Annotated in this window: 21 protein-coding genes, 5 tRNA genes and 1 other annotated feature; of the genes, 24 read left to right on the top strand and 2 right to left on the bottom strand. The window is 41.8% G+C overall.

Annotation, left to right across the window (positions count from 1 at the left end):
- The 7 genes from O3798_RS06980 (at position 1) to O3798_RS06950 (ending at position 3,546) form a co-directional block, all read left to right on the top strand.
- A tRNA-Thr gene (locus O3798_RS06980) sits at positions 1 to 73 on the top strand.
- A 13-nt stretch (positions 74 to 86) separates the two neighbouring features.
- Positions 87 to 158, top strand: a tRNA-Gly gene (locus tag O3798_RS06975).
- Between the two features lie 25 nt (positions 159 to 183).
- Positions 184 to 269, top strand: a tRNA-Leu gene (locus O3798_RS06970).
- Positions 270 to 286: 17 nt separating this feature from the next.
- Positions 287 to 360, top strand: a tRNA-Arg gene (locus tag O3798_RS06965).
- 11 nt (positions 361 to 371) lie between these two features.
- Positions 372 to 445, top strand: a tRNA-Pro gene (locus O3798_RS06960).
- A gap of 133 nt (positions 446 to 578) precedes the next feature.
- Positions 579 to 1,052 carry a CtsR family transcriptional regulator gene (locus O3798_RS06955; protein WP_371464063.1) on the top strand — a complete coding sequence of 158 codons (474 nt, stop codon included), beginning with the start codon at positions 579 to 581 and terminating at the stop codon, positions 1,050 to 1,052.
- Positions 1,053 to 1,071: 19 nt separating this feature from the next.
- Entirely contained in the window at positions 1,072 to 3,546 is a 2,475-nt protein-coding gene (locus O3798_RS06950) for an ATP-dependent Clp protease ATP-binding subunit (protein ID WP_371464062.1), read from the top strand.
- 49 nt (positions 3,547 to 3,595) lie between these two features.
- Here O3798_RS06950 and O3798_RS06945 read toward each other — a convergent pair whose 3' ends face one another.
- Positions 3,596 to 4,453 (bottom strand): helix-turn-helix domain-containing protein, encoded by an 858-nt coding sequence (locus O3798_RS06945; RefSeq protein WP_371464061.1) that lies wholly within the window; start codon positions 4,451 to 4,453, stop codon positions 3,596 to 3,598.
- Positions 4,454 to 4,588: 135 nt separating this feature from the next.
- On the opposite strand from O3798_RS06945, the gene O3798_RS06940 reads away from it, so the two are divergent.
- From O3798_RS06940 to O3798_RS06930, 3 genes are all read left to right on the top strand, one after another.
- Positions 4,589 to 6,328 carry a M3 family oligoendopeptidase gene (locus O3798_RS06940; protein ID WP_371464060.1) on the top strand — a complete coding sequence of 580 codons (1,740 nt, stop codon included), beginning with the start codon at positions 4,589 to 4,591 and terminating at the stop codon, positions 6,326 to 6,328.
- A 367-nt stretch (positions 6,329 to 6,695) separates the two neighbouring features.
- Entirely contained in the window at positions 6,696 to 6,899 is a 204-nt protein-coding gene (locus tag O3798_RS06935; protein ID WP_371464059.1) for a hypothetical protein, read from the top strand.
- Positions 6,887 to 8,212, top strand: coding sequence for an aminopeptidase C (locus O3798_RS06930; protein WP_371464058.1), 1,326 nt, complete (start codon positions 6,887 to 6,889; stop codon positions 8,210 to 8,212). Before O3798_RS06935 ends, O3798_RS06930 begins: the two co-directional genes overlap by 13 nt.
- A 382-nt stretch (positions 8,213 to 8,594) precedes the next feature.
- Here O3798_RS06930 and O3798_RS06925 read toward each other — a convergent pair whose 3' ends face one another.
- Positions 8,595 to 11,120: an ATP-binding cassette domain-containing protein gene (locus O3798_RS06925; protein ID WP_371464057.1), complete on the bottom strand. Its 2,526-nt coding sequence runs from the start codon at positions 11,118 to 11,120 to the stop codon at positions 8,595 to 8,597.
- A gap of 160 nt (positions 11,121 to 11,280) precedes the next feature.
- On the opposite strand from O3798_RS06925, the gene O3798_RS06920 reads away from it, so the two are divergent.
- From O3798_RS06920 to O3798_RS06855, 14 genes are all read left to right on the top strand, one after another.
- Entirely contained in the window at positions 11,281 to 11,688 is a 408-nt protein-coding gene (locus O3798_RS06920; RefSeq protein ID WP_371464056.1) for a cytidine deaminase, read from the top strand.
- Positions 11,689 to 12,388: 700 nt separating this feature from the next.
- On the top strand, positions 12,389 to 13,075 hold the full coding sequence (locus O3798_RS06915) for a helix-turn-helix domain-containing protein (protein ID WP_371464055.1): 687 nt from the start codon (positions 12,389 to 12,391) through the stop codon (positions 13,073 to 13,075).
- A gap of 2 nt (positions 13,076 to 13,077) precedes the next feature.
- Positions 13,078 to 14,493: a Y-family DNA polymerase gene (locus O3798_RS06910; protein ID WP_371464054.1), complete on the top strand. Its 1,416-nt coding sequence runs from the start codon at positions 13,078 to 13,080 to the stop codon at positions 14,491 to 14,493.
- Positions 14,490 to 14,843 carry a hypothetical protein gene (locus O3798_RS06905; RefSeq protein ID WP_371464064.1) on the top strand — a complete coding sequence of 118 codons (354 nt, stop codon included), beginning with the start codon at positions 14,490 to 14,492 and terminating at the stop codon, positions 14,841 to 14,843. Before O3798_RS06910 ends, O3798_RS06905 begins: the two co-directional genes overlap by 4 nt.
- A gap of 43 nt (positions 14,844 to 14,886) precedes the next feature.
- Positions 14,887 to 15,192 (top strand): type II toxin-antitoxin system RelB/DinJ family antitoxin, encoded by a 306-nt coding sequence (locus O3798_RS06900; protein WP_371464053.1) that lies wholly within the window; start codon positions 14,887 to 14,889, stop codon positions 15,190 to 15,192.
- Between the two features lie 112 nt (positions 15,193 to 15,304).
- Positions 15,305 to 15,380: a sequence feature (ribosomal protein L21 leader region), on the top strand.
- Positions 15,381 to 15,395: 15 nt separating this feature from the next.
- The gene (gene rplU, locus O3798_RS06895) at positions 15,396 to 15,704 is read left to right on the top strand and encodes a 50S ribosomal protein L21 (RefSeq protein ID WP_005607264.1); all 309 of its coding nucleotides are present in this window, start codon (positions 15,396 to 15,398) and stop codon (positions 15,702 to 15,704) included.
- A 5-nt stretch (positions 15,705 to 15,709) separates the two neighbouring features.
- Entirely contained in the window at positions 15,710 to 16,042 is a 333-nt protein-coding gene (locus O3798_RS06890) for a ribosomal-processing cysteine protease Prp (protein WP_048713159.1), read from the top strand.
- Between the two features lie 22 nt (positions 16,043 to 16,064).
- The gene (gene rpmA, locus O3798_RS06885; RefSeq protein WP_048713162.1) at positions 16,065 to 16,355 is read left to right on the top strand and encodes a 50S ribosomal protein L27; all 291 of its coding nucleotides are present in this window, start codon (positions 16,065 to 16,067) and stop codon (positions 16,353 to 16,355) included.
- Between the two features lie 360 nt (positions 16,356 to 16,715).
- On the top strand, positions 16,716 to 17,684 hold the full coding sequence (locus O3798_RS06880) for a class I SAM-dependent methyltransferase (protein ID WP_371464052.1): 969 nt from the start codon (positions 16,716 to 16,718) through the stop codon (positions 17,682 to 17,684).
- A 53-nt stretch (positions 17,685 to 17,737) separates the two neighbouring features.
- On the top strand, positions 17,738 to 18,925 hold the full coding sequence (locus O3798_RS06875; protein ID WP_371464051.1) for an acetate/propionate family kinase: 1,188 nt from the start codon (positions 17,738 to 17,740) through the stop codon (positions 18,923 to 18,925).
- A gap of 400 nt (positions 18,926 to 19,325) precedes the next feature.
- On the top strand, positions 19,326 to 19,721 hold the full coding sequence (locus O3798_RS06870; protein ID WP_371464050.1) for a DUF1310 family protein: 396 nt from the start codon (positions 19,326 to 19,328) through the stop codon (positions 19,719 to 19,721).
- 289 nt (positions 19,722 to 20,010) lie between these two features.
- Positions 20,011 to 21,873: a right-handed parallel beta-helix repeat-containing protein gene (locus tag O3798_RS06865; RefSeq protein WP_371464049.1), complete on the top strand. Its 1,863-nt coding sequence runs from the start codon at positions 20,011 to 20,013 to the stop codon at positions 21,871 to 21,873.
- Between the two features lie 229 nt (positions 21,874 to 22,102).
- Positions 22,103 to 22,471 carry a metalloregulator ArsR/SmtB family transcription factor gene (locus O3798_RS06860; protein ID WP_048783487.1) on the top strand — a complete coding sequence of 123 codons (369 nt, stop codon included), beginning with the start codon at positions 22,103 to 22,105 and terminating at the stop codon, positions 22,469 to 22,471.
- On the top strand, positions 22,464 to 24,593 hold the full coding sequence (locus O3798_RS06855; RefSeq protein WP_371464048.1) for a heavy metal translocating P-type ATPase: 2,130 nt from the start codon (positions 22,464 to 22,466) through the stop codon (positions 24,591 to 24,593). Before O3798_RS06860 ends, O3798_RS06855 begins: the two co-directional genes overlap by 8 nt.
- Positions 24,594 to 24,622 lie beyond the last annotated feature (29 nt).

The following is a 24,622-nucleotide window of genomic DNA, read 5'->3' as shown; positions in this document are numbered from 1 at the left end:
GCCGGCTTAGCTCAGTTGGTAGAGCATCTGATTTGTAATCAGAGGGTCGAGGGTTCAAGTCCTTTAGCCGGCATTAAAATCAAATTGCGGAAGTAGTTCAGTGGTAGAACACCACCTTGCCAAGGTGGGGGTCGCGGGTTCGAACCCCGTCTTCCGCTTTGCCAATGTAAAACCATGGCCCATGCCGGGGTGGCGGAATTGGCAGACGCACAGGACTTAAAATCCTGCGGTCAGTGATGACCGTACCGGTTCGACCCCGGTCCTCGGCATTAATTAAATATACAATGCACCCATAGCTCAATTGGATAGAGTACTTGACTACGAATCAAGCGGTTACAGGTTCGACTCCTGTTGGGTGCATTTTTTACTTACGGGAATTAGCTCAGCTTGGTAGAGCACTTGGTTTGGGACCAAGGGGTCGTAGGTTCGAATCCTGTATTCCCGATACGTAAACAAATGAGGAAGCTAGACATCTTGTCTAGCTTCTTTTTTATCAAAAAATGCAAGATGATTGGCAAAAGGCGCATTCTTTTGTATAATTAAAGTCAAATATAGTCAAGGTAAAAGGAGGAAGATGAATGCAAAATCAAAATCAAAATCAAAATATGTCGGATTTGATTGAAGATTACTTAAAGAATGTACTGCATAAGAATGAAACAGTTGAAATCAGACGCAGTGAGATTGCAGACCAATTCAATTGTGTACCTTCCCAAATTAATTACGTGATTAATACTCGCTTTACCATTCAACAAGGCTATGTCGTTGAAAGTAAACGTGGTGGCGGTGGTTATATCCGCATTATGAAAGTAAATCTAGTGGACGAGATGGATGTCTTAAATGCTTTAGGAGATCTTGTTCCAGAAGAGCTTTCAGAGCGAGAAGGCAATCATTTATTACAAAACTTATACGAGAATAAGCTGATCACGAAACGTGAGGCGCAAATGATGTCACTCATGATGGAGAAGGATACATTCCCTTCAAATGTGAAGAATGCTGCAGAAGTTCGCAGTAATATGATGAAGAAATTAATCGACAATTTGAAATACCGTTAAAGAAGAAAGGAATAAACGCATGAGTGAAATTTTTACACCAAAAGCAAAGAGTGCGATGGTCTTAGCCGCAAGAGAAGCCATCCTGTTCAAACACCAAGCTGTGGGAACAGAGCACTTACTATTAGGATTAATCCTTGAACAAGAAGGCATCGCGGGAAATGTGCTACGTGCTGCTGGGCTGACTGCGGAAATCGTTCGTTCTGAAATCGAGTCACTCACAGGATACGGCTCAAACCGCAAGCAAATGGATCCGTACTTAATGCCATATTCACCAAGAGCGAAGAAAGTGATTCTATCGGCGACCGATGAAGCCAAACGCCTCGAAGTACCACAAGTCGGAACAGAGCACTTACTATTAGCCTTATTACGTGAAGAAGTATTAGCAACGAAGATTCTCCGTGATAACCAAATTGACCCTCAAGAGTTGATGAAAGAAATCTACGGTAAAATCGGAATTCAACCTTCAAACGCTGGTTCTAAGAGAAAAGCACGCCAAGAGTCTTCACAAGAAGGAACGCCTACATTAAACAGCTTAGCGCGTGACTTAACCGAATTAGCACGTGAAGGTAAAATCGACCCAGTTGTTGGTCGTGAAGACGAAGTACGCCGCATTATCCAAATCATCAGCCGTCGTACGAAAAATAACCCTGTTCTTGTTGGGGAACCAGGTGTTGGTAAGACAGCCATCGTTGAAGGCTTAGCACAACGTATGGTGAGCGGAGAAGTTCCAGAAGAAATCGCCGAAAAACGTCTGATGATGTTAGACATGGGTGCGGTTGTTGCGGGAACAAAATACCGTGGTGAGTTCGAAGAGCGCATGAAGAAAATCTTGGACGAAGTATACCGTGAACAAGATGTGATTCTCTTTATCGATGAGTTGCATACCCTTATCGGTGCAGGTGGGGCAGAAGGCTCAATCGACGCTTCAAATATCTTAAAACCAGCGCTTGCTCGTGGTGAAATCCAAGTCATCGGGGCGACAACTTTAGATGAATATCAAAAATATATCGAAAAAGACGCTGCTTTAGAACGTCGTTTTGCCTCAGTTCATGTTAACGAACCTAGCGCAGACGATACGGTTGAAATCTTAAAAGGCCTTCGCAAACGTTATGAAGACCACCACCGTGTGGAAATTACAGACGCAGCGATTGAAGCGGCCGTTCAATTATCGGTTCGTTATATTACGTCTCGTAAATTACCAGATAAAGCGATCGATTTGATGGACGAAACAGCAGCAAAAGCCCGTCTGGACCGCAGTGGTAAACATTCACCGCTTCAAAAACTGGAAGCAGAAGTGGCAGAACTAGCAGTGAAGAAAGACGAAGCGATTCGTGAGCAAAAATTCGAAGAAGCAGCTCGTTTACGCAAGAAAGAACAAGCCAAACGCGACAAGCTTGAAAAACTACGCCAAAAAGTAGAAGTTGAAGCCAAACGAGAATTTGTGGCGGCGATTACGGATGAAGATATCGCAGAAGTCGTATCACAATGGACTGGAATTCCATTGAAACAAATGGAGAAAAAAGAAAGCGAACGTCTCGTTCATCTTGAAAAAGAATTGCACCAACGCGTGATTGGACAAGAAGAAGCTGTATCAGCGGTCGCTCGTTCGATTCGTCGTGCTCGTAGCGGATTGAAAGATCCAAAACGTCCAATCGGTTCATTCTTGTTCCTTGGACCTACAGGGGTTGGGAAGACAGAGTTAGCGAAAACGTTAGCGGAAGCGATGTTTGGCGACCAAGACGCCCTCGTTCGTATCGATATGTCTGAGTACATGGAGAAACACGCGGTTAGCCGTTTAGTGGGTTCACCTCCAGGATACGTTGGATTCGATGAAGGCGGACAATTAACAGAGAAGATTCGTAACAAACCTTACTCTGTGATTCTGTTAGATGAAATCGAAAAAGCTCATCCGGATGTATTTAACATTCTGTTGCAAGTCTTAGACGATGGACATCTAACGGATTCGAAAGGACGTAAAGTTGACTTCAGAAATACGATTCTAATTATGACGTCAAACCTTGGGGCAACGGCTCTAAGAGATGAAAAAGCAGTTGGATTCGGTGCGAAAACCGTACAACACGACCATACGGCAATGGAAAAACGCATCCGCGAAGAGTTGAAGAATGCGTTCCGTCCAGAGTTATTGAACCGTATTGATGAAATTATCGTCTTCCATAAATTAACGAAACCTGAATTACGTCAAATCGTTCAATTGATGACAAAAGACATTAAGACGCGTCTTGCGGAACTCAATATCGAATTGAAATTCACTTCAGGTGTGATTGATCTTATCTCAGAAGAAGGATTCGACCCAGAATACGGGGCACGTCCAATTCGTCGCGCGATTCAAAAGAAAATCGAAGACCCACTTAGTGAAGCACTCCTCAGCGGAGAAATTCGCTTCGGTCAAAAAGTGACTATCGGTTCTCAAAAAGGAAAAGTGACGATTAAAGAAACAAAAGTCGCTCCTAAAAAAGAAGCCGTTAAAGCATAAAAATCATAATGAAAACAGCCACTTCTATGTGAATAGAAGTGGCTATTTTTTAATAACTTTGTTTTTGTAAGAGTAGGTGACCAAGCGTAAGGTCATTCATGTCTTTGACGTTCAGCCCTGTTTGTTCTGCGAAACGGTCAATTCGATACTGCAAAGTATTGCGGTGTAAGAAGAGTTTTTGGCTCGCCTTTGAGACATTTCCATGAGCGTCCCAGAGCGCTTCAATCAGTTCTTTTACTTCGTCTTCGCTTAATAAGAGAATCAACTCGTCGGCAATCGGTGCGATATCAACCAAAGCGTTGGCAATCGCCCATAACATCACTGGTGCAAATTCCAAACTCGAGCGCTTGTGCGAATGCATTAAGTATTCCACGAAGAGCGCTTTTTCGGCTTGATAGAGAAGAGGCACAGGGCTTGACGTTGCCCAGCGGTTTCCGATAAAGAGTTGTAATTCCACTGCAAAGTCATCTTCAATGGCGGATTGCACTTCAAAGAGCGTGCTTGCTAGCGAAGGAGCGACTTCTGGGTTCACGACTAGCGTGTAATGATGGCGGAAGTTTTTGAAGACGGCAAGGGTCCCAACCGTTAAGTTCTCGACGAACTCCAACCAGTCTTTTTCTTGAAAGACGCCTTCTTGCTTTGGAAATACCGCAAAGTGTACGCATTGGATATACGCAGTTGGAGTGGGCAGTGCGCCTTTTCCTTCTAAGTACGCTAGCCAAGGATGCGTTGGGATTGAAGATTTTGTCGGTTGTGTATTTAAGGTTTCAATGAGGAATCGTTCGCGCTCAGTTAGGCTCGATTCTAAGAGATAAATCACTTCACCGTTCAGCGTTACAGGAACAGCGTTTTGACCGTTTTCTCCAAGAAGAGCATCCGGAAACAATTCTTTCCAAGTCTTTTTCATAAGAACTCCTTTTTTGAAAAGTGTTTGCCTCTTAAGTATACACGTTGTTGCCTAGAGAATAAAGGTTCTTATACTATGATTTTATAAAGAAATTCGGTAGAATAGGACATATAGTCAATATAAGGGGGATACGAAATGTCAACAGAATGGTCATTAAAAGAAATATACCCTTCATTTGAAAGTGAAGAGTTTCAACGTGACTTTGAACGTTTTTCAAACTTTAGAGAGGTATTCAACGGTTTAACGCTCGAAGACAACTTAGAGTCTATCAAAGCGGCAATTGCAGCGCTAGAAGAGTTCAGCGTCTTAAGCAGCCGTCTTGGAAACTACATTAATTTAACATTAACTGCCAACACAACAGACGAAACAGCGAATAAATACCGTACTTTATTCGGAAATGCGTATGCTGCGTTAAACAGTGCATATACACAAGTCTACAAATTTATCGGAAGTGTGGAAACAGATATCACTGCCGACGAAAATCTAAAAGACTACGAATTCTACTTTGCAGAAGCAAAACAACAATACAAACATCTATTATCAGATGAATTAGAAGATGTAATCGCGAAATTCTCTATCAGCGGTGGCGACGGTTGGGAACAACTTTTCGAAGCGATGACTTCAGGCGTTGAAGGCGAATTTAAAGGCGAAAAAGTAACGCTTAGCGAAATTCGTAATATGGCGTACGATGCGGATGCAGCGGTTCGTAAAGAAGCGTACGAAACAGAATTGAAGATGTACGATACGATCAAAGAACCAATCGCATTTGCCTTAAACAATATTAAACAACAAGTATTAACAGAAACAAGCTTACGTGGTTTCGAATCACCACTTGCACAAACATTAGAAGCGTCTCGTATGTCTCGTAAAACATTGGATGCACTTCTTGAAGCGATTCGCGAATATTTACCACAATTCCGCGCTTACTTAAAACATAAAGCAGCGCTCTTAGGTCACGAAAATGGATTACCATTCTACGACTTATTTGCACCAATCGGAGAAAGCTCACGTCGTTTCACAATCGAAGAGTCGAAAGAATTCTTATTAGAAAACTTCAAAGGCTTCTCAGAAGATTTAGCGCAAATGACAAAAGAAGCTTACGAAAACAACTATATCGACTTCTTACCACGTAAAGGAAAAGTGGGGGGCGCGTTCTGTAGCAACCTACCGTTCATCAAACAATCACGTATCTTAACAAACTTCTCTGGTTCATTGAGCGACGTTGTGACAATTGCGCACGAATTAGGACATGCGTATCACGGTTTACATATCGAAAACCACCGTGTATTAAACCAAGAGTACTCAATGCCTGTTGCTGAAACAGCGTCAACTTTCAACGAAAATATCGTGATGAACACAGTGATTAGCGAAGCAAGCGATGCTGAAAAAGTAGCCTTACTCGAATCACAATTACAAGATACAACACAAATCATCGTGGACATCTACTCACGTTACTTATTCGAATCAGCAGTATTTGAAAACCGTGAAAAGAGCTTCATGTTCTCGAAAGATTTAGAACAATTAATGTTGGATGCGCAAAAAGAAGCATACGGCGACGGATTAGATCCAGACGCAATGCATCCATATATGTGGGCTTGCAAACCGCACTATTACAGCAGCGGCTTAAGCTTCTACAACTTCCCATACGCATTCGGAGGTTTGTTCTCTAAAGGGTTATATGCAATCTATCAAGAGCAACCTGAAGGATTCGTTGAGAAATATCAAGAGTTATTGCGTGCAACAACAGTGACTTCTGCGGAAGATACTGCAAAGGTGTTGGGCGTGGATGTTGAGGATAGCGCATTTTGGAAGAAGGCACTCGCGCAAGTTGCCGATAACATCGAGCAGTTCATTGCTTTAACTCCGGTAAAATAAAACAGAATATCTGACAGATTCATCCATCTTACGATGGGATGGATAAACCTTCGAGCATCAGTTTGATGATTGAAAGAGTCATAGTGGGGTACCGGCTCGTGCCTGTAGTCACTCACCTTTGAAGCCTCAAAGAGGGAGTAAGGAATCAATTCCTAACCCCCTCTTATTCGTTTCAATACAACTTCCCACTATTCTTTCAATCAACTGATGCTCTTTTTGTTTATCCATCACGCTCTACGATTGGAGCAGTTAGATATTCTGTTATATTTTCCTTTTTTGATAAACTGCTACGATGTTATCGGCAATGCTTAGGAAAGGAACGCAAAGGGTGTGTGCTTCATTATTGGAGGAAGTTTAGCGAGTTTGTTTGGTTTTAATTAAATGGGTAGTTGCCGATGTTATCGCCAATGCTTTGGAAGGGAACGGCAGGGGTGGGGTGCTTTTGGAGGAAGTGGGTGCCAAAAAGGCTTTTTTTATTGGATTTAACCGATTTTTTATATTGCATATGGGGGTAAAGAGGAGTACCATTAGGGTATCAACCTTAAAGGAGATGAAGTTATGTTTACGTTAACAAAGGAATTGACGAAACAATATAAAGAAAATTTTCAAAGTAAGCCAGAGCGTATCGTGGCGCAAAATGCTGCGGTGAAGAATGGTTTGAAAGGTGCCAGCGAAACGGTCGCTTCTGTTGTGGAAAATCAGCCGGTGTATTCGATTGATTTGGAACACGGAAAAGTAGCCAACCAAAAGGCTTCTGGTCGTTGCTGGATGTTTGCGGCGCTGAATACATTCCGCCACAGACTCTTTAATAACTTCAAGCTCGAAGAATTTGAACTCTCACAAAGCTATACATTTTTCTGGGATAAATACGAAAAGGCTAATTATTTCCATGAAAATATTTTAAAAACAGCGGGCGAACCTGTGACAAGCCGCAATGTAGCCTTTCTCTTACAAACGCCTCAACAAGACGGTGGGCAATGGGATATGATTGTGTCACTGTTCAAGAAATATGGGGTTGTGCCAAAGAGTGTGATGCCGGAAAGTTTTTCAAGCTCGGCTTCAAGCGATTTGAACAAATACTTAAATAAAAAACTTCGCCAAGACGCAAAAGTGCTTCGTGACTTAGTGGCAAGAGGTGCTAGCGAAGAAGAAATCAATGAAACGCGTAAACAATTAATGCAAGAAGTGTACGACTTACTTAGCGTGACTCTTGGAACTCCGCCAGAAACATTTGACTTCGAATATCGTGATAAAGACAAGGAATTCCACCGTCACTTGAATTTGACACCACAAAGCTTCTTCGAACAATTCGTGGGCTTAGATTTGGACGAGTATGTGTCTATCATCAACTCGCCAACAGCGGACAAACCATTCAACCGTTCATATACTGTTGACATGCTTGGAAATGTCGTTGGCAACCAAGTTCGCTACTTGAACCTTGATATGGCAACGTTCAAAGAGTTAGCGATTCGTCAATTAGAACGAGGCGAGTCAGTTTGGTTCGGCTGTGATGTCGGTCAATCTTCAAACCGCGGTAACGGCCGTCTTGCGCTTAATAACTTTGACCTTGAAGGCTTAACTGGTATCGACTATTCTCTAACGAAGGGCGAACGTCTTGAATATGGCGATAGCTTAATGACACACGCGATGGTATTAACAGGGGTGAACCTTGTCGATGGCAAACCAAATCGCTGGAAAGTGGAAAATAGTTGGGGTGAAGAATCTGGGGTTGAAGGGTTCTGGATGATGAGCGATGCGTGGATGGACGAGTATACGTACCAAATCGTTGTCAGAAAAGAGTTTCTTACAAAAGAGCAACTCGACGCTTTCAACAGCGAACCAATTGTGTTAGCTCCATGGGATCCAATGGGGTCTCTTGCCTAATCATGTAAAAAAACAAAATAAGTCCTCTGGACATCTTCATAGTGGTGACAGTAAAGGCACCGGATTGAGCCGAAGTCTCAATTCCTAGCAAGCTTCAAACCGAGGGTAAGTGATAAATCACGAACCCTCGGTAATTCACATTGCTTGCGCTTCTTTACTGTTCCCGCTATAGAGTCCAGAGGATTTTTGTTTTTTAGATTAGGTAATAGAATCCGTGCTTCCTAGGGCTAACTCAATTAGTTTTGAAAAGTCGAGTTGTCTTTTGCTTTTTAGGCTAGAAGGGTGCAAGGACGGAGAGCGAAATTAACAAATATGTTAATTGAGGCAATAAAAAAGGTGGGTAAAGGCCTGGGCCTTTATCCACCTTTTCAAATTTGAATGGTTATTCGCTGCGGAGCGATTCGACTGGGTCTTTCTTCGCGGCGATGCGTGAAGGGATGAGACCGGCTAACATGGTTAATACAATCGAGATACCAATTAGGATAAGCGCGGCTTCCCATGGTAATTGTGCTACATTTTCCACGTTAGTCATTTTCGCAACGACGGCATTGATTGGAATTGTCGCAAGGAGCGTAATGGCGATGCCGAGCACTCCGGAGATAAATCCTTCGATGGCTGTTTCGGCCGTGAAGATGCGACGGATGTCTTTCTTCGAAGCCCCCATTGCACGTAGGATTCCGATTTCTTTTGTACGTTCGAGAACCGAGATGTACGTGATAATCGCAATCATAATCGATGATACGATGAGCGAGATAGCTACGAAACCAACGAGTACGGTTGTAATCACGCCCACCATTGTCGTAATCGAAGACATGATGGTTTGAATATCGTCGGAGTAGGCGAGCACTTTGTCGTCTTCGCCGGCGTCTTTTTTCGCCGTGTTATAGGCGTTGATGAAGTCCTTCAACTCTTGTTTTTGTTGGAATGAAGAGGTGTAGAACTCGATGGCAGCTGGTTTGGATTTGTCGATGACACCCAATTTCGCGAGGTTTTCCTCGTAAGTGGCTGCCGAGTTTTCGTTGTATTGTTGGATGTATTGCGCTTGTTGTTCAGGCGTCAATTTGACCAACTGGATTTTTTCTTCTTCGGTTAAATCAGCCGAATTGAATGGTTTTGGATCTTTGGCAAATTCTTTTCCAGTAAATACATTAATGGTTGGGTTGGCTTCTTGCTCTTTCACGATGTCACTGTTTTGAATTTGTTCAGAAGTGTAATCGATCAGGGCGCTTGTGTAAGCCACACCACCAGAAGGAGAGTTCACACCAGAACTTGTGCCTTCTTTTTGACGAAGAACGCCGACGATTCTAAGCTCGAGGCCATTCTCGATTTGCGTCTTCATATACGCTTCGTCATCAATTTTATTCATCCATTGGTTGTTTTCTTTCACGAAGCGGTTCGTGTTCACAACGGCTTTGAATGTTTTCCCGATGAAATCACTATATTGATACGTTTGTGATTTGAGTTCGTCGAGTTTCTTTGCATCGTTTAATTCGCTAGGATCTTTGATGCGTAAGCTATAAAGGAGCAGGTCACTGATTTGGTTATCTTCGTCGACGATAAGGACGATTTCAGATTTATCCTTTGGAAGGCGACCTTCTAGCACGTCATATTGCGCATTCAGCATCTCCTCGTCGCTTGAAAGTTGGCTCCAATAGTCGATATTTTGCAAGTAGCCTTTAATCGTTTGGTTCGTCGTGTCGACTTCGCTTGCTATGTTCGACGGAAGAATGCTCTTTGGACCGCCTGATGTATCACTAGCGTAAATATAGGGTTGCAGGTTGTATTGGTAACGAATGTCTTTTGTGAGTTTTTCGACTTCGGATGCGTGTTCGTCCAAGTATGCCTTGAAGGACGCGATGTCGTTTTTCCCGATTTGTTTTTTCAATAAATTCGTCAACACCGTATTGACACCGAGCTCGTTATTGTCTTTATAAGGCTTATCGCTTAAATCCGGAGAGGTCGCTAGCAGATTGCTTTGGTTCTGCTCGCTAATCGTCAGTGGAAGAGAGACGAGGGTGTCTTCTTGCACCTTCTTCACGTAGTCGCTCACACCGTTCGAGAGGGCCAGGATAAGGGCAATCCCGATAATTCCGATAGAACCGGCAAACGCAGTCAGGAAGGTACGGCCTTTCTTTGTCAATAAGTTATTAAACGAAAGGGCTAGAGCCGTCATAAAGCTCATCTTCGTCTTCGTGAACTGAATGTCCCCTTGTTTAGATTCTTCGGTTGGTTCGTATGGATTCGAGTCGCTTAAGATGTTTCCGTCTAATACTTGTACGATTCGAGTGGAGTACGTCTGTGCCAGTTTCGGGTTATGCGTCACCATGATAACGAGACGTTCCTTGGCGATGTCTTTTAATAGCTCCATGATTTGAACAGAAGTCTCAGAATCGAGCGCTCCTGTCGGTTCGTCGGCTAAAACGACTTTTGGATTATTGACAAGGGCACGCGCAATCGCAATCCGTTGCATTTGTCCCCCAGACATTTGGTTCGGTTTCTTATATAAATGGTCTTTCAATCCAACGCGTTCGAGCGCTTCGATGGCACGTTTCTTGCGTTCTGCTTTGGAAACACCAGAGAGTGTCATTGCAATCTCGACGTTTGAGAGTGCCGTTTGGTGACCGATAAGATTATACGACTGGAAGACGAATCCAATCGTGTGGTTTCTGTAGCTATCCCAATCGCGGTCTTTAAATTGCTTTGTTGATTTTCCTTGGATGAGTAAATCACCCGATGTGTATTGGTCGAGTCCACCGATGATATTTAATAGGGTGGTTTTCCCTGAACCCGATTGCCCGAGAATCGAGACAAACTCATTTTCACGGAAACGAATCGAGATATCTTTCAACGCGTGAAACTCTTGATTAGCTGTATGATAAACTTTTGAAATGTGTTGTAGTTGTAGCATCACCAAGCTCCTTTCATCAATGTCCATAGTGTACCACAGTTGAAGGACTCTGGCATAGGACTGGAGTCGGAATTTTAGAAAAAAGTTGGCGGGGAGAAATGTTGAAACTCTTTATAAAATCTGTATAATAGGAATACAACACAAAAAAGGAGTACAACCCATGACAACAATTGATAAAGTGGCTCTGATGGAGCAAGCGAAAGAAGTTTTAAAGAATGCTTACTGTCCGTATTCAAAATTCCCTGTAGGCGCTGCGGTGTTATATAAAGATGGCCGTGTAATTACGGGAGCGAATATTGAGAATGTATCGTTTGGTGTGACAAACTGTGCAGAACGTAGCGCGATTTTCTACGGAGCTTCACAAGGCTATCGTAAAGGTGATATTTTAGCGATTGCCGTTGCGGGGGAAACAGAAGGATTCTTACCACCTTGTAACGTTTGCCGTCAAGTGATGGTTGAGTTCTGTGGACCAGATACTCCTGTATTCTTATTGAATGGAAAAGGCGAAATTCTAGAATTACGTCTAGAGGAATTAGTTCCTTATTCATTTGTTAGCTTAGAAATGTAATGAAACATTAGAAGAAATGAAGCAGCCAGCCGTTGCTTCGTTTCTTTTTTTTGTCCAAAAAATTGAAAAATAAATTCGACGGGAGTTGTTGGATCTATTCCGAAAACTGAATTTTTAGAATATAATCGCCCGAATTTCTAGTGATTGAATGATATAAAAGTTATTCAGCTGGTTTATCGAACGGCAGTCAGCAATCAAGTGATTGATTGGCTAGAGTTCCATTTCTAAAGGGATCTTCTATAAAGTGAAGAGCACGCTTATACAAAATTTGTTTGATTTAAAGTGTGTTGAAATGAGCTGTCTGTATAAAATTTTCTCGCGCCATTTTTGCATGAAAAAAAGTAAAATGTAGCATATATGTTACACTTCGAAAAATGAAGTGGAAAGATTGAGGCCGTAGAATCCAGCGGATGCCATAATGGCAGTAATGGGGGATGGCAACCAATGTGAATTACTGACTCTAGGGAATTCCCGTAGAGTCAGTTTGAAGCTTGGTAGAGCTTGAGACTTTGGCTCAAGCCGGTGCCCTATTACAGCTTTTATGGCCAAATCCGCTAGGATTCGAAGGGATTAAGCGCCAACCGAAATTAACTTATAAGTTAATTTTGATTTTTGAGTATTCGTTCTACTTGCAAGTGGTGCGGGAGTGTTTTATACTGAAGTCAACCAAATAGGTTTACACATTTGCAGGAGGTGTACGATGTATCAACCAGAGAAATTAAAAGAGAGAAGAGTGGCGCAGGGCTTGACGCAACAAGAGCTCGCCAATGCACTCGGTGTCTCTAAGCAGGCTTATTCTGCATGGGAGCGTGGAGTGAAGGTGCCAGCTTCGGATAAGGTGGAACAGCTGGAGAAGCTTCTATCTGTACCAAAGGGATATTTTACAGAAATAGAAATTGTACGATTATACCATACGCTCACGCCACCCAACCAAGAGAAGGCGGTGCGCTATGTCAAGGCGTTAGCAACCGAGGAACAAACGCCAAAAGTGGTGCCGATGAAGAAGAAACTAGTCGCGTATCATGTGTACGAGAAGATGTCGGCCGGGATTGGGGCGACGATTTACAACGACCGAGACTACGATACGGTTTACTACGATGAAGAGTTGGCGCATGATTTTGCGTCATGGGTATCAGGGGATTCGATGGAACCACGCTACCACAATGGATCGGTGGCGCTCATTCGTGAGACGGGATTCGATTATGACGGAGCGGTCTATGCGGTGGTATGGAACGGACAGACGTTTATTAAGCGCGTGTACCGTGAAAGGGACGGGTTGCGTTTAGTATCGTTTAACCCAGACTATGCGGACTTATTTGCTCCGTACGAGGAAGAACCACGAGTGGTAGGAATGATTGTTGGAAACTTTATGCCGTTGGAGGGATAAAGATGGGCTGCTTTGACTATTCGAAGGAACCGAGAAGCGACATTGCCTTTGTGGACATGAAGTCCTTTTACGCGAGTGTGGAATGTGTGGCGAGGGGGCTTCATCCATTGAAGACGTCGCTGTGCGTGATGAGTCGTGCGAATAATTCGGCGGGATTGATTTTAGCGTCCTCTCCAACGTTTAAGAAGGTCTTCGGGAAATCCAATGTCGGTCGTGCGTATGAATTACCTTTTGATGTCAAAACACGCAAGTTTAGTTATGCCAATGCGCGCCGTCAAGGAATTGAAGTGACGCCGCAGTATGTGCGGTTTATCGAAAGTTGGGCGAAGGTGACCTATATCGTGCCGCCTCGAATGGACGAGTATATTAAGGTGAACATGCAAATTCAACGCGTGTTTCAAAACTTCGGTGGGCCAGAGGATATTTTTCCGTATTCGATTGATGAAGGGTTTGTTGATTTAACGTCGTCGCTGAATTATTTTGTGCCGGATGATGCCTTGTCTAGACGGGAAAAGCTCGACCGGGTGTCTGCGGATATTCAACGAGCGATTTGGAAGGAGACGGGGATTTACTCGACAGTTGGAATGTCGAACGCGAATCCTCTCCTGGCCAAATTAGCGCTCGATAATGAAGCGAAGAAGATTCCGCATATGAGAGCGAACTGGTCGTATGAAGATGTCGAAGAGAAGGTCTGGGGAATTCCAGAGATGACAGACTTCTGGGGAATTGGCTCCCGGATGGAGAAGCGGTTGAATGCGCTCGGGATTTATTCGATTCGCGAACTGGCTAATGCCAATCCTGACCGATTGAAACAAGCGCTTGGGGTCGTGGGACTCGATTTATGGTTTCACGCGAATGGCATCGATGAGAGCAATGTGCATGTACCGTATCGCCCCAAGTCAAGAGGGCTCGGGAACTCACAGGTGCTTCCGCGTAACTATGTTCGCCAGCGTGATATTGAAATCGTGCTTCGCGAGATGGCGGAGCAGGTAGCGATTCGCATGAGACGGATTAAGAAGAAGGCGACGGTTGTTTCGATTCACGTAGGCTACTCCAAGGACGAGGGATTGTCGTCTATACAGGCGCAGCGTAAGATTGACCCGACGAATCGCACTTCGGTGTTATCGGAAGTGGTGTTGGAACTCTTTCGTAAGAAATACAAAGGAGGTGCGGTGCGTAATGTGACGGTGCGGTATTCCGGATTTGTCGAAGAAAGCTTTGGACTCATTTCACTATTCGAAGATATTGAAGCAGTTGAGAAAGAAGAAAGGCTCCAGACGGCGATTGATACGGTCCGCGACCAATACGGATTCACCTCGCTTTTAAAAGGGAACGCTCTGGAAGGTGGTTCGCGCGTGGTGGCTAGAAGCAAGTTAGTCGGAGGACATTCCGCTGGAGGATTAGACGGTTTGAAATAATGGAAAGAGCGTATTTGCCGTATCGCTCGGCAAGAGAGCACGAGGATCGCGGCATGGCCAAATGGATGGGATTTTTCCTGTCTGAACATACGACGTCCCTAAAGGATGAACGTAAGCGCGAGGACCAGACGAGTCGGCTCTCGATGGAAGAAAAATGGATGCTGCTGTCGCAACTGTATGTCGGCAAGTTGCAAGCCAGCATTACGGTGCCGTATCGGATGATGCGACAAACGCTCATTGGCGAAGTGAGTGAATTATACGAGAGTGAAATCTCGCTAAAGACAGAAGAGGGCTACCGCCGCATTGCAGTGGAAGACATCTTGCAAATTCAGTTGGTGGAAGGCGAATGAATATTGTATCGAGGTACGGTACTAGAGTAATTGAGGTGAGACTATGTCGAAGATAAAAACTGCAAGTGTGCATATAAGAATAAAAGAAGATACCAAAAAGCAAGCTGAAGCAATTTTGGAGGAATTGGGAATTTCGCGAACAGTGGCGATAGAGATGTTTTATAGACAAATTATCCTCAATAACGGAATTCCTTTTGAGGTAGCTATTCCAAATGCGTCAAAATCACGTGAAGAACTCACATCAGAAGAATTTGACAAGATGATGAAGGTAGCCGTTAAACAAGTAGAAAAAGGCCAAACAACACCGGTAGAAGAAGTTTTTGAAGAGCTATATCAAGGTGTAAAATAACCACTCAAAACACTGTTTGTGAGTGTCCAATAAGTGAACGTCCCCCGTTATTCACTAGAGTTGACGGGGGCGTTCTTTTTTGCTAAAATAGTCGTGTTGTAATTGTGAAGCACCACAGCTACAACCGCTCGGATTAGAGTACAAAAGACCGGAATCGGCACTTTAAACTGGCGAGTCTTAGTCTAAAATATAGGAGGTGCAATATGTACGCAATCGTAAAAACTGGTGGAAAACAAGTTAAAGTTGAAGTTGGTCAAGCAATCTACGTTGAAAAATTAAACGCAGAAGCTGGCGACAAAGTAACTTTCGAAGAAGTAGTATTTGTAGGTGGAGATGACGTTAAAGTTGGTGCTCCATTCGTAGCAGGTGCAACTGTTGAAGGAACTGTTGAAAAACAAGGCCGTCAAAAGAAAGTTGTAACTTTCAAATACAAACGTCGTAAAGACTCACACCGTAAACAAGGTCACCGTCAACCTTATACAAAAGTTGTTATTGACGCAATCAACGCTTAATCACGATGATTCAAGTGACTGTACACAAAAAGAACCAACGTATCGTTTCCTTTGAAATGACTGGTCATGCAAACTTTAGTGAACATGGTTCAGATATTGTTTGCGCAGGGGTATCGGCTCTAGCCATTACAACTGTGAACAGCATTGAGAAGTTAGCAGGATACCAACCGATTGTCGAAGTCGACGAGGTTGAGGGTGGTTACTTATATATGGAAGTTGTAGAAGACTTGACGAAAGAGCAAGAACATACAACTCAAATTTTATTAAATAGTCTATTACTAGGGTTAGAAGATATTCAATCGGAATATCAAGACTTTCTAGCTGTAACTGTTGCATAATCAATCAAGGAGGTGCACAACTATGTTAAAAGTGAATTTACAATTATTCGCCCATAAAAAAGGGGGCGGTTCTACATCAAACGGACGTGACTCACAAGCGAAACGTCTAGGTGCTAAACGTGCTGACGGACAATTCGTTTCAGGTGGTTCAATTTTATACCGTCAACGTGGAACAAAAATCCATCCAGGTGAAAACGTAGGTAGAGGTGGAGACGATACTTTATTTGCTAAAGTAGACGGAATTGTACGTTTCGAACGTAAAGGCCGTGACAAAAAACAAGTATCTGTATATCCAGTAATCGCTGCTGAATAATATTGAGGAGGATGTGACATTCAGTCACATCCTTTTTTTTAGGAAATTTGAGCGAATTTAAAACTACTACGAACTTTTCAGATATCTCTATAATTGCTATACTAGCTGTATCGGAGGAAGCCTTGCGTCTTCCTTCCTCTCACGCTTCAAACTGACTCTAGGAAATGAATTTCCAGAGTCAGTCATTCACATTGAGTACAATCGCTAGTGTTGCTATTATAGAATCTGAACGTTCTGCGTAGTTTTGCAAAAAAGCATGTACTGCTGTCGTAGTACATAGTTTTCATAGCTCAAAAAGTCTTAAAAATAGAAGGAGGGATTCTTATCGAAGCAGGTAAAGAAATTAAAGCGTTCGAAGAATTGGCAAAAGCTGTAGAGGTGCTTCAACAAGAAATCGGTTATTCGAATGTAGAGGCGCTTGGTGAGACGTTACAAAATATCGTCAATAATAACACTGCGCAACAAGTCGAAGGATTGCCAAGTAACGAAGTCGCTGAAAAATTAAACAAAGCGTATCAACAATTAGATTTAACAAGCTATTCGAGTGAAGAGATTCGCCGTATGATTCAATTCACGTTCTTAAAAGCCGCTAAAGAAGATGGCTTACAAATGAACCATCAAATGACGCCAGATGCCATCGGCTTACTCGTGGCGTATATGATCGACCAAATGACGAAGAAAGACGAGCCATTGCAAATTGCGGACTTTGCTGCAGGAAGCGGGAACTTGCTCAGCACGATTCTATTATTCTTACAATCTGCTGGTAAAACTGCGAGTGCAACAGCCATCGATAATGACGAAGTGCTCGTTCACTTAGCCTTACAAGCTTTCGCGTTAGAACAGTTGGATGTAAAGACTTCCTTACAAGATGGCTTGCAAGATTCACTTGTGGATCCGCAAGACTTCGTGGTGAGTGATTTACCAGTTGGTTACTATCCAGTAGATACGAATGCCGCTCGTTTTGAAACGAAAAACGACGAAGGACATTCATTCGCGCATCACTTACTCATTGAGCAACAAGTGCGTTACTTGAAAGAGGCAGGAGTTGGATTCTTTATCGTTCCAACAAATCTTTTTGATACACCTGAAGGAGAGAAGTTACTTTCTTATTTACAAAAAGAAACATACGTGCAAGCCATGTTGGCATTTCCACGCAATCTCTTCAAAGATGTGCAATTTAGCAAGTCGCTTTTAATCGTTCAAAAACGTGGAAAAGGCGCAAAACAAGTGAGTCAAGTGCTCCTTGGAGATATCCCAGAATTTAAGAACAGAGAAAAATTCAGAAAATTCACTCTAACATTCGAAAAATGGGTACAAGAAATGTTATAATAAATCTGTTAGACCCACTAATGGGCTTAATTTGAAATTAAAGGAGAATGTGCATGTCAAAATCAATCGCGATTAATGCAGGAAGTTCAAGCTTGAAGTTCCAATTATTTAATATGCCACAAGAAGAAGTAGTGGCTAAAGGTTTAGTAGAACGTATTGGATTAGGTGATTCAATCTTCTCAATCAGCTATGGAGACGACCAAAAATTTGAAGTGGTAGAAGATATTCCAACCCACGAAGTTGCGGTAGAAAAATTATTAGAACAATTAGTAGCTCTAAACATTATTTCTTCATTCGACGAAATCACTGGTGTTGGTCACCGTGTCGTTGCTGGTGGAGAATTATTCAAAGATTCAGCTTTAGTTGATGACACTGTTATCCAACAAGTTGAAGACTTAGCAGAATTTGCACCATTACACAACAAAGCTGAAGCGGTAGGAATGCGCGCATTCAAACACATCTTACCAGACATTACAAGTGTTGCTGTATTCGATACTTCATTCCATACAACAATGCCTAAGAAAGCTTACTTATATAGCATTCCAATGGAATACTACAAAAACTTCAAAGCTCGTAAATACGGAGCTCACGGAACAAGCCACCGCTACGTTTCACGCCGCGCTGCTGAAATGTTAGGTAAACCAATCGAAGAATTAAAAATCATCACTTGCCACTTAGGTAACGGTGCTTCAATCACTGCAGTTGATGGCGGTAAATCAGTAGATACTTCTATGGGATTCACTCCATTAGCAGGGGTTACAATGGGTACTCGTTCTGGTGATATCGATGCTTCATTAGTAGCATTCTTAATGAACAAATTAAACATTACAGACGTTAACGAAATGGTTGACATCTTAAATAAAAAATCAGGTTTATTAGGCCTTTCAGGTGTATCAAGCGACATGCGTGACGTTGAAGCTGCAAGTGCAACAAACGAAGATGCTAAAGTTGCAGTAGAAATCTTCGTTGACCGCGTTCAAAAATACATTGGACAATATGTTGCTGTTATGAACGGTGTGGACGCTATCGTCTTCACTGCTGGTATCGGTGAAAACTCTAAGACAATTCGTGCTCGTATCATCGACGGTTTAACTTGGTTCGGTTGCGATATCGATCCTGAGCGTAACGATACTCGTTCAGAAGCTATCATTTCTTCTGAAGGTGCGAAAGTTACTGTATTAAACATCCCAACTAACGAAGAGGTTGAAATCGCGCGAGACATCGAACGTTTACGCAAATAATAATACAAACTGAAGGTTTGAAGAGAAACTTCTAAATCCTTGGATTTGTTTATAGTAGTGATTGTAGGAGACCGGCTCGAGCCTGTAGTCTCTCACCTATCGAATTCAAAGAGCCCCATGGCGGAACATCCGCTGTGGGGCTCTATTTCATTTCGATTCTTATTCCCTACTATCACTACTATAAAATCCAAGGTTTATCCGTTTCTCTTCAAAGGAACAGATTATTGCGTAAATCTTTCTCAGTTAGTACGTGACAAGTGCTTTTGGAGAAGGGCTTAAATCCTTCTCAGTTAAATACGCGACGAGTGCTTTGGAATGTGGGGTAAATTTTTGGAGGTAGAGTACGTGACACAAGTCGTGATATACTATAAAAAACTTCTGGGTAGAAAGTGGGAGTCTAATGAACATAACAAGAAAAATAATAAAGGGAATAGTTGCTGTATTAATTCTTATAGGTTTGGTTATAGGTGGAATAAAAATCATGCAACAAGTTCAGTATTATGAAATGATCCACACGGTCAAAAGTGAAGAAGTGAAAAATATTATTGAACATAATTTAAAGCTAAGACATGCAAGTGCTTTAGAGAGTGGAGATGTCATTCAATCCTATCAAATCGATGTTGATTCTATTGAACATAGTCCAATGGGAGGAATAATCTTTAAAGTGTACATTAATAATGATGAACAGTTATACGTTCATTTTTTAATCAATAAAGACTTAAATAGTGGTAAATTAGTTCACGAGGGCGGAGGAACTTCTGAAAAATTCAGTGAATTGATTAGAAATCAAAAGTAGTGAATATGAGTCCGTAAACAAGAGAGTATAAATCATCGATAGTGGTGAGCTATACTCTTTTTTTCTATTTATTCAAAAGAATGCGTTTTTAGGAATAACCATTGGAAAATTCGAAACTATATAGATTTCCTTCTAGATTATGTGGAATTAGAATTTTTATGGAAAGAAACGGGTTCATACATTTGAAAAAATATTTAAGGCATGAAAGGATTTCTAAAAAGGGGTTTGGAATTTTCCATAAAAAGCAATTCGAGCTTCAAAGTCCATTTTTAAAATAGAAGAGTGAAGAATGAATCGAATGGAGATGAAAATCATGATGATTTCAAACGGAAAAAAGAAATTCTTACTGGCGGCTGCGCTCGTTGGGCTTAGTGCTGCGACGCTCGCGCCTACAAATGTGGTAAACGCGGATGAGATTTACTACGAAAATCAATATGGAGCGAATCAAAACTATCTTCGCTATGAAGCGGTGGACGGTCAGTTGAAGGATGCGGAAATCGTCAATAACCGTACATTTGATACATTGGCGTATGAAGCTTCCGATAATTCATATGTTAAGGTGAATAATAAAGGAAGTGTGACGTTCACGGCGAAGGAAGGCGCAGATGGGTTAACGATGCGTTATTCCATTAAAGATGGAGACAAAGGGGAAGTTAAGGTTTATGTGAATGGCAATCTAATGCGCACTTTCCACTTGGATTCGAGCTCTGCCTATCAATATGTGGATGGAAGTAATGTCTACGATACAAAGGCGACGGGTCATAGTCATGCTCGCTTTAGTTTTGACGAAGTGCATGGATTCTTCGGGGTCCACGTGAATCCTGGAGACACAGTGACGATTGAAAATAATGGCGTTGAATTGGCGCTGGATTTTGTGGAATTAGAAAATGTACCTGCACCTATTCCTCAACCAGAAAATAGTATTTCAATCACAGATTCAGCGTATGGTGCCAAAGATGGGCAAGATAGTACAGTTGCGTTTGAAAAAGCGCTAAAAGCAGCGATTGAACAAAAGAAAACTCTCTATATTCCAGTGGGGGAGTTCAAAATTAACAAAAAGATTGATTTTACTGCTGACGGCTTAACGGTTACAGGAGCAGGAATGTGGTATTCGAAATTGAATTTCACAACGAATGCAAAAGGACAAGGCGGATTCGAGATTGGCCACGATTCTAACCGATTGACGTTTAGCAACTTTGCGATGACATCAGCCTTAACGTCACGTTATGACCATTTAGATGATAAGGCTCAATACAAAGCTTTTGCGGGAAGCTTTGGTAAGGATTCAAGAATCGACCATATGTGGATTGAACACTTTGAATGTGGAGCTTGGATTGGCGACTATGCCTCAATAGGTATGAGATACACGGATCATTTGGTGATTGAAAATAGCCGTATCCGCAATAACTTAGCGGACGGGGTGAACTTCACGCAAGGAACTCGTAATTCTGTAGTGCGTAACTCGAATATCCGTAACAATGGGGATGACTCGCTAGCGACATTCTCAAGTAGTATCCACACGAATGTATATGCGGAGAATAATTCGTTTGAACATAACACGATTGAACTTGGTTGGAGAGCTGGTGGTGTTGGTATCTTCGGCGGGAAAAATCATAAAGTAACGAATAACTTGATTAAAGATAGCCGTGGTGGCGCTGGAATTCGTGTATCAACGGTCTTTGCGAAAGATGGAGAAGGCCTTGGCTTCAAAGACAATAACGAGATTTTAATCAAGGATAACATGATTGTAAATTCAGGAACGACGAATGATTTCTATTGGGATCATCCAAAACCTCGTAGTAACATTGACTTTGAAGAAACATTTGGACCTATTAAAGGCATTACGGTTCAAAACAATGTCTTCGTGAACCCGGTGTATACGGCTGAAGCGATTACGCATGCCGGTGTGGAATTAGATGGAAAAGTAAAAATCATTGATTCGAACGTTCAAGGCAATACCTCTTCGGATCCTTATAAGGTAGATGCAAGTATGAGCCATTCTGTTGAAAACGGAAAAGAAGTGTATAACTTTACGTACGGTGATCAACCAACTTTCCTTCCAGAAAACAGCACGGCGTTTGAGCGTGACTACAACTATCGTGGCGAACGCGAAGTGGACGGCCACATCATCCGTCTGTGGGAGCACAAATAAATATTGAAGAAAAAAGCATTGCTGGCTTTCCGGGACTGACCCCAAAAAGTGAGAATTTAATAAAAAGACACCTCCATGTGCATTTGATTATATTGTGTCAAATCCAACTTGGAGGTGTTTTTATTTAGTTCTCATTTACGGGGGTCAGTGCCAAAAAACACTTGACTTAATTAATGAAAAGGGTCATACTATGTTCAAACGAATACTTGAATGATATTGAGGTAAGAATATGATTAAAAAAGATACTTGTGAAATTTATTGTTATGACGAAGAAAAGGTCAATCGAATACAAGATAATTTACAGACAGTAGATATTTCTAGTGTTGCCCAAATATTAAAAGCTATTGCAGATAAAAATAGAGTAAAAATTACCTATGCATTGTGTCAAGATGACGAACTGTGTGTGTGTGATATTGCAAATATTATAGGTGTTACGGTTGCAAATGCCTCTCATCACCTACGAACGCTGCATAAGCAAGGGATTGTTAAGTTTCGAAAAGAGGGAAAACTTGCATTTTATTCATTAGATGATGAGCATATCAGACAAATTATGATGATTGCATTGGCACTTAAGAAAGAGGTGAAGATCAATGTCTAGTGGGAAAGCAAAACAGTTCGAAGAAGAAATGAAAGCCTATCGTGTTCAAGGATTTACTTGTACTAACTGTGCAGCCATTTTTGAAAATAATGTTAAAGAACTTCCCGGTGTTCAGGATGCGAAAGTAAATTTCGGAGCATCTAAAGTTTATGTTAAAGGGACGACAACCATTGAAGAATTAGAAAAAGCAGGAGCATTTGAAAATTTAAAAATTCGAGATGAAAAAGAACAAAGGGTAGAAGGAGAACCTTTTTGGAAGCAGAAAGAAAACATTAAGGTATATATATCAGCTCTTTTACTTGTAGTTAGCTGGTTCTTAGGAGAGCAGTATGGTGAAGAGCATGTTCTACCGACAATTGGTTATGCAGCGTCCATTTTAATCGGTGGATATTCGTTATTTATTAAAGGTCTCAAAAATTTAAGCAGATTAAATTTCGATATGAATACGCTTATGACTATTGCCATTATAGGAGCTGCAATTATTGGTGAATGGGGTGAAGGGGCAACCGTTGTTATCCTATTTGCGATTAGTGAAGCATTAGAGCGTTATTCAATGGATAAAGCACGTCAATCTATTGAATCTTTAATGGATATTGCCCCAAAAGAAGCGTTAATTCGACGAGGCAATGAAGAAATGATGATTCATGTTGATGATATTCAAGTTGGAGACATCATGATAGTTAAGCCCGGGCAAAAGTTAGCAATGGATGGAATAGTGGTTAAAGGTACATCGACATTAAATCAGGCTGCGATTACAGGTGAAAGCGTTCCAGTAACGAAAATCACAAATGATGAAGTATTTGCAGGAACCTTGAATGAAGAAGGGTTACTTGAGGTTAAAGTAACAAAACGAGTTGAAGATACCACTCTTTCAAAAATCATTCACTTGGTAGAAGAAGCCCAAGCAGAACGGGCCCCCTCTCAAGCGTTTGTCGAGAAATTTGCAAAATACTATACACCAGCTATTGTCATACTAGCTCTTTTAATTGCAGTAGTTCCACCATTATTTGGCGGAGACTGGAGCCAATGGATTTATCAAGGATTAGCTGTATTAGTGGTTGGTTGTCCTTGTGCCTTAGTAGTCTCAACTCCAGTTGCTGTGGTTACAGCAATAGGAAATGCAGCGAAAAATGGTGTATTAATTAAAGGTGGTATCCATTTAGAAGCAGCAGGACACTTAAAAGCGATAGCCTTTGATAAAACAGGAACATTAACCAAAGGGATTCCAGCTGTAACAGACATTGTGACATATGGTAGAAATGAAAATGAATTAATAACCATAACATCAGCCATTGAAAAAGGATCGCAGCACCCTCTTGCTTCAGCGATTATGCGAAAAGCAGAAGAAAATGGATTAAAATTCAATGAAGTAACAGTAGAGGATTTTCAATCCATTACAGGTAAAGGCGTTAAAGCCAAAATAAATAATGAAATGTATTATGTGGGAAGTCAAAATCTTTTTGAGGAATTACACGGAAGCATTTCAAGCGATAAAAAAGAAAAAATTGCCGATATGCAAACTCAAGGTAAAACGGTGATGGTGTTAGGAACAGAAAAAGAAATTCTTTCGTTTATTGCCGTAGCCGATGAAATGAGGGAATCGTCTAAAGAAGTTATCGGCAAGTTGAACAATATGGGAATCGAAACAGTGATGCTAACAGGCGATAACCAAAGAACGGCAACAGCCATCGGAAAACAAGTTGGTGTTTCGGATATTAAAGCTGACTTACTTCCAGAAGATAAGCTTAATTTTATTAAAGAACTTCGAGAAAAACATCAAAGTGTGGGGATGGTCGGAGATGGCGTGAATGATGCTCCAGCCCTTGCGGCATCTACCGTTGGTGTAGCAATGGGTGGTGCTGGAACTGATACAGCTTTAGAAACGGCTGACATCGCCTTAATGTCTGATGATTTGAGTAAATTGCCATATACAATAAAATTAAGTCGTAAGGCTTTAGCAATCATCAAGCAAAACATTACCTTCTCTTTGGCGATTAAATTAGTGGCATTACTTTTGGTCATGCCCGGTTGGTTAACACTTTGGATAGCGATATTTGCTGATATGGGAGCAACTTTACTTGTAACATTAAACAGTTTACGCTTATTGAAAATCAAAGAATAGGTTCTAAAATGGTTGTACTGACCCCAAAA

This window comes from Granulicatella sp. 20925_1_45 (genome assembly GCF_041433555.1).
Classification (GTDB): Bacteria; Bacillota; Bacilli; order Lactobacillales; family Aerococcaceae; genus Granulicatella.
Note: the sequence above shows the minus strand (reverse complement) of the source record. Positions and strands in the feature narration are given on the sequence as shown.

What these genes read in the sequence shown, in the direction of transcription:
- O3798_RS06955 (WP_371464063.1), top strand. Translation starts at nt 579, where the DNA reads ATGCAAAATCAAAATCAAAATCAAAATATGTCGGATTTGATTGAAGAT.
- O3798_RS06950 (WP_371464062.1), top strand. Translation starts at nt 1,072, where the DNA reads ATGAGTGAAATTTTTACACCAAAAGCAAAGAGTGCGATGGTCTTAGCC.
- O3798_RS06945 (WP_371464061.1), bottom strand. Translation starts at nt 4,453, where the DNA reads ATGAAAAAGACTTGGAAAGAATTGTTTCCGGATGCTCTTCTTGGAGAA.
- O3798_RS06940 (WP_371464060.1), top strand. Translation starts at nt 4,589, where the DNA reads ATGTCAACAGAATGGTCATTAAAAGAAATATACCCTTCATTTGAAAGT.
- O3798_RS06930 (WP_371464058.1), top strand. Translation starts at nt 6,887, where the DNA reads ATGTTTACGTTAACAAAGGAATTGACGAAACAATATAAAGAAAATTTT.
- O3798_RS06925 (WP_371464057.1), bottom strand. Translation starts at nt 11,120, where the DNA reads ATGCTACAACTACAACACATTTCAAAAGTTTATCATACAGCTAATCAA.
- O3798_RS06920 (WP_371464056.1), top strand. Translation starts at nt 11,281, where the DNA reads ATGACAACAATTGATAAAGTGGCTCTGATGGAGCAAGCGAAAGAAGTT.
- O3798_RS06915 (WP_371464055.1), top strand. Translation starts at nt 12,389, where the DNA reads ATGTATCAACCAGAGAAATTAAAAGAGAGAAGAGTGGCGCAGGGCTTG.
- O3798_RS06910 (WP_371464054.1), top strand. Translation starts at nt 13,078, where the DNA reads ATGGGCTGCTTTGACTATTCGAAGGAACCGAGAAGCGACATTGCCTTT.
- O3798_RS06900 (WP_371464053.1), top strand. Translation starts at nt 14,887, where the DNA reads ATGTCGAAGATAAAAACTGCAAGTGTGCATATAAGAATAAAAGAAGAT.
- rplU (WP_005607264.1), top strand. Translation starts at nt 15,396, where the DNA reads ATGTACGCAATCGTAAAAACTGGTGGAAAACAAGTTAAAGTTGAAGTT.
- O3798_RS06890 (WP_048713159.1), top strand. Translation starts at nt 15,710, where the DNA reads ATGATTCAAGTGACTGTACACAAAAAGAACCAACGTATCGTTTCCTTT.
- rpmA (WP_048713162.1), top strand. Translation starts at nt 16,065, where the DNA reads ATGTTAAAAGTGAATTTACAATTATTCGCCCATAAAAAAGGGGGCGGT.
- O3798_RS06875 (WP_371464051.1), top strand. Translation starts at nt 17,738, where the DNA reads ATGTCAAAATCAATCGCGATTAATGCAGGAAGTTCAAGCTTGAAGTTC.
- O3798_RS06870 (WP_371464050.1), top strand. Translation starts at nt 19,326, where the DNA reads ATGAACATAACAAGAAAAATAATAAAGGGAATAGTTGCTGTATTAATT.
- O3798_RS06865 (WP_371464049.1), top strand. Translation starts at nt 20,011, where the DNA reads ATGAATCGAATGGAGATGAAAATCATGATGATTTCAAACGGAAAAAAG.
- O3798_RS06860 (WP_048783487.1), top strand. Translation starts at nt 22,103, where the DNA reads ATGATTAAAAAAGATACTTGTGAAATTTATTGTTATGACGAAGAAAAG.
- O3798_RS06855 (WP_371464048.1), top strand. Translation starts at nt 22,464, where the DNA reads ATGTCTAGTGGGAAAGCAAAACAGTTCGAAGAAGAAATGAAAGCCTAT.